This window comes from Parasphingorhabdus sp., from assembly GCF_049667325.1.
Taxonomy (GTDB): domain Bacteria; phylum Pseudomonadota; class Alphaproteobacteria; order Sphingomonadales; family Sphingomonadaceae; genus Parasphingorhabdus.
The window spans coordinates 1-4001 of record NZ_JBATHY010000214.1 but is presented as its reverse complement, the minus strand read 5'-3'; the positions used below and the strand labels follow the sequence as shown (position 1 = coordinate 4001).

The following is a 4001-nucleotide window of genomic DNA, read 5'->3' as shown; positions in this document are numbered from 1 at the left end:
TCAAGCGTGATCAGTGGTGTCATGTCTTCGCCCAGCGAGACAATATTGGCTGCACTGTTGACCGGCAACAGTTCGCGATAGCGCCAGAGATCCGCAGGCCTGCCCGCGAGTTTTTCCTTGGTCAGTTGCCCGGCAACCGCCTCCAGATCATAGCGCACCAAAATCGGCGCGCCGGCGGGCGACAGGTTATGCACGGTTCCGGCGGGCAGGACCTCTCCGGTTTTGGAGCATTCCAGATGGGTGACAAAATTGGCGATATCTGCTGTGCGGTTATCCTGGGTCATACAGACTTGCTAGCAGCAGCCGTCCGACAAACCACCCCAAAAATCCGCATTTCGAAATCCATCAGGCAGTCGCACCGGATTGTTAAATCCTGATCTTGGCAATAGAGAGATAGAAAAACCTGAACTTTGCGATAAAGAGAGGCTCAACCACCGGATCACATATTGGAAAAGTCGAAACCTGTGCCGCGCAATATGCTCACCAAATGGTCCCGCAGCGAGGATTCTCTCGTCCGTGTATTCCGCAACAGCAGTTGGCTGTTTTCCGCCAAGGGCGTAGGCGCGATACTGAGCATTTTCTATCTCGCCATATTGACCCGGACATTGGGCGTTGCGGGCTTCGGTGAATTCATGGTCATTGTCGGCGCGGTTCAGGTTCTTGCCGCAATTTTGAAACTCCAGACCTGGCAGGCGGTCGTGCAATTCGGCGTACCCTATTTATTGGCCGGTCAGGACCGGGAATTTCGAAAACTGTCGTGGCAGAATTTCTGGATCGAACTGCTTGGTGGAATCGCTGCTTGTGGCGCCCTGTGGTTGATGCTGCCCTATGGTGCATCCCAATTTGGTTGGACCGACCCTGTCGTGCAAGCGATCACGGGCTATGGCGTAATCGTTTTCCTGTCGGTCCGGTCCACACCGATCGGGATCTTGCGCGCACAGGATCGCTATGGCGGCAATGCTTTCGGCGATGCGATCATTCCCATCGTGCGATTCTTCGGAGCGCTGATCCTGTTTTTGACCATACCTTCTATGACGGGATTTCTGATTGTCTGGGGGCTGTCCGAATTTATCAGCTTTGTGGTGATGTGGTTGATGGTTTGGCGTCGCCACGAAACCGATCTCCCACCCGCTGCCGCTGCTACCATGGTCGTGCCGAGCCAAAAAGGATTTCTGGCGTTCCTGCTGTTCACCAATCTCGCTTATCTGATCAATGTGGTCCGCGAACGACTGGTGGTCGTCATTGTCGGCTTTTTCGTCGGCCCGGCAGCGGCGGGCCTGTTCCGCCTTGCAGACCAGATTGCCAATAGCCTCAACCGTCTCTCCGAGGTCTTCGCCCGGCCCCTGTTTGCGGAATTGTCGCGACTGTTCGCGATCGGTCAATCGCGGGAATTACGCGCCCTGTTCTGGCGATCCTTGCGAGTTTCGGCGATCAGCGGTGGCGTCCTGTTCATCGGCTTGTTGTTGCTGGGCAAAAACATCATCGGGCTTATTTCCGGGCCCGAATATCTCGCCGCTTTCCCGATATTGCTGCTGCTCGGTGCCGCGACCATCATCAGTCTCGCGGGTCTCGGCCTGGAACCCATGCTCCAGGCCGCCGGACGCGCGCGCAACGCGCTTGTCGCCCGGCTGGCCGGACTGGTCGCGCTCGGGGCGCTCTTGGCAGTGTTTCTGCCGACCTTCGGGACAATCGGCGCTGCTTGGGTGATGCTGATCTCCGCGATCCTGACAACCATAATCCTGTTCTTTTCGAGCCGATCCGCGATCATACAGCCTCGGGCCCGCGCTCAGAAACCCCGCACTCCATAAAAGACGAAAAAAAAGGCGACCCGCAGGCCGCCTTTTTGAATTTCGATCGGGTTTCGCTTAACGCTTGGAGAACTGGAAGCTCTTGCGCGCTTTCGCCTTACCATATTTCTTCCGTTCGACCTTGCGGCTGTCACGGGTCAGGAAGCCTGCCGCCTTGACCGTCGCCCGCAGCGTCGGCTCATATTTGGTTAGCGCTTGCGAAATGCCGTGCTTGACCGCACCAGCCTGTCCCGAAAGACCGCCGCCTTTAACCGTTACGTCGACGTCATATTGACCTTCGCGTTCGGTAATCGCGAAAACCTGGTTGAGAACCAGACGCAAAGTCGGGCGCGCAAAATAGGTTTCCTGATCGCGGCCATTGACCGTGATCTTGCCTTTGCCGGGCTTCAGCCAAACCCGGGCTACCGCGTCTTTCCGGCGACCGGTCGCATAGGCACGGCCAAATTTGTCCAGCTCTTGCTCGCGCAATGGCATAGTGGACACGGGCGGTTCAACGGCTACGGTTTCTGCGTCTGCATCCGCAGCAACTGGTGCATCCACCACTGCAGGACCGGCGATATCTTTTAGATCAGCGAGATCGGTTTTTACATCAGACATTATGAGCCCACCTTGTTCTTACGGTTCATCGAAGCGACGTCGAGCGCCACCGGGTTCTGGCCGGCATAGGGATGCTCGGTACCAGCGAAAACATGCAATGCACGCATCTGGGCAAAGCCAAGCGGGCCCTTGGGGATCATCCGCTCGACAGCTTTTTCCATCACGCGCTCGGGAAAACGACCTTCAAGAATCTTCTCGGCGGTGGTTCCGCTGATACCGCCGGGATGACCGGAGTGCTTGTAATAGGTTTTCTGCTTGGTCTTGTTGCCGGTGAACTTCACCTTTTCAGCATTGATCACGATTACGTGATCGCCGCAATCGACATGCGGTGTGTAGCTGGGCTTGTGCTTGCCGCGCAAAATATTGGCAATAATCGAGGCTGCCCGGCCAACGACCAGATCTTCGGCATCAACGATATGCCATTTCTTTTCGACTTCAGCTGGCTTCGCCGACTGGGTCTGTTTGGTGATACCCTTCATGGGGTTTGCTCCTTCTGGGAGAATGATTTGATATAAAATGATAAAAGCCGGACGCGATGATCCGGCCGACTGCGGCGCTATTGGCGTTGTTTTTCCGGCAAGTCAAGCGAAAGCGGGGCTTAGCTGGCGGGTATAATATTACCGTAGCGGGGTTTTTAGCTGATCGAACAACCATTTTTCATAGTCCGCATTGTCAGCGCTGGCCGCCCAATGGACAATTGCTGGCGTGTCATAGCTGTGCAGGGCCCGCAAGCGCTCCGCCGCCGGTTTGACCAGCTCCTCTGAGGTTTTAAGCAATACTGGAAACTCCTGATCCTCATGAAACGCGCCCTGAAATTCATATTGCGACATTATCGGTGCAAAATGATTGGCGCAGGCGATCAGTTTCTCCTGCAACAAGGTCTTTGCCACGCGCCGGGCTTCTTCCTCGGAACCAAATGTCGAATAGATCAGCGATAACGCCCAGGTCATCGGGATTCGCGACCGATCAGATGCACGCCCCAGATAGTCGAAGCGACAACCAGTGCGCCGACAGCCTGATGCAATACAGCCAGATGGATATTGATCCCGGTCATCACGGTTGCGATGCCGAGCAATATCTGGCTACCAAAAGCAATATGAATCGCGATCGAGGCCCTGCGATCGATAGCACGAACTTTCCGCGCCAGAATGACGAGAAAGCCGACAGCCACCCAGGCCCACCAGCGATGGATGAAATGCACCAGATACGGATCATTGTTGAGCACGGCCCAGACGCCGCTATCCCAACCAATTCCGCCGGGGATGAAATAGTCGTTCATCAGCGGCCAGCTGTTGGACACATAGCCGGCATTCAGTCCGGCCGTATAAGCCCCAAACAACAACTGGATAAACAGCACCGCCACCACCAACATGCCAAAGCCCGTCATCCGCGCCGGCCTTGCGTTACCAGCCGCCAATTGGCGAAGGTCGAGCGCTGTCCAGACGAGACCGCCGAGGATAAAAAGCGCGGTCAGCAAATGCACAGCCAACCGAAAATGGCTGACATCCGTCCGTTCGCTGAGGCCCGAACTGACCATCCACCAGCCAATCGTGCCCTGCAACCCGCCGAGAGCGAGCAGGGCCAGCAATCGCAGGC

Annotated in this window: 5 protein-coding genes and 1 pseudogene; 1 reads left to right on the top strand and 5 read right to left on the bottom strand. The window is 56.2% G+C overall.

From position 1 onward, the window contains the following. Positions 1 to 284: pseudogene (locus WBM93_RS09795) on the bottom strand (threonine synthase); the annotation flags it as partial. Positions 285 to 446: 162 nt separating this feature from the next. Between WBM93_RS09795 and WBM93_RS09790 the strand changes: the two are divergent. Then, positions 447 to 1808: a lipopolysaccharide biosynthesis protein gene (locus WBM93_RS09790; RefSeq protein ID WP_424431370.1), complete on the top strand. Its 1362-nt coding sequence runs from the start codon at positions 447 to 449 to the stop codon at positions 1806 to 1808. A gap of 57 nt (positions 1809 to 1865) precedes the next feature. Here the strand turns inward: WBM93_RS09790 and rpsI are convergent, their stop codons facing one another. The 4 genes from rpsI to WBM93_RS09770 form a co-directional block, all read right to left on the bottom strand. Then, positions 1866 to 2405 carry a 30S ribosomal protein S9 gene (gene rpsI / locus WBM93_RS09785; protein WP_424431368.1) on the bottom strand — a complete coding sequence of 180 codons (540 nt, stop codon included), beginning with the start codon at positions 2403 to 2405 and terminating at the stop codon, positions 1866 to 1868. Beyond that, the gene (rplM, locus tag WBM93_RS09780; RefSeq protein ID WP_424431366.1) at positions 2405 to 2884 is read right to left on the bottom strand and encodes a 50S ribosomal protein L13; all 480 of its coding nucleotides are present in this window, start codon (positions 2882 to 2884) and stop codon (positions 2405 to 2407) included. Before rplM ends, rpsI begins: the two co-directional genes overlap by 1 nt. Before the next feature lie 138 nt (positions 2885 to 3022). Continuing rightward, a complete protein-coding gene (cutA, locus tag WBM93_RS09775) occupies positions 3023 to 3355 on the bottom strand; it encodes a divalent-cation tolerance protein CutA (RefSeq protein WP_424431365.1) in 333 nt (110 codons plus the stop codon). Continuing rightward, a partial coding sequence (locus WBM93_RS09770) for a COX15/CtaA family protein (RefSeq protein ID WP_424431363.1) occupies positions 3352 to 4001 on the bottom strand: 650 nt, incomplete at its 5' end. The genes cutA and WBM93_RS09770, both read right to left, overlap by 4 nt.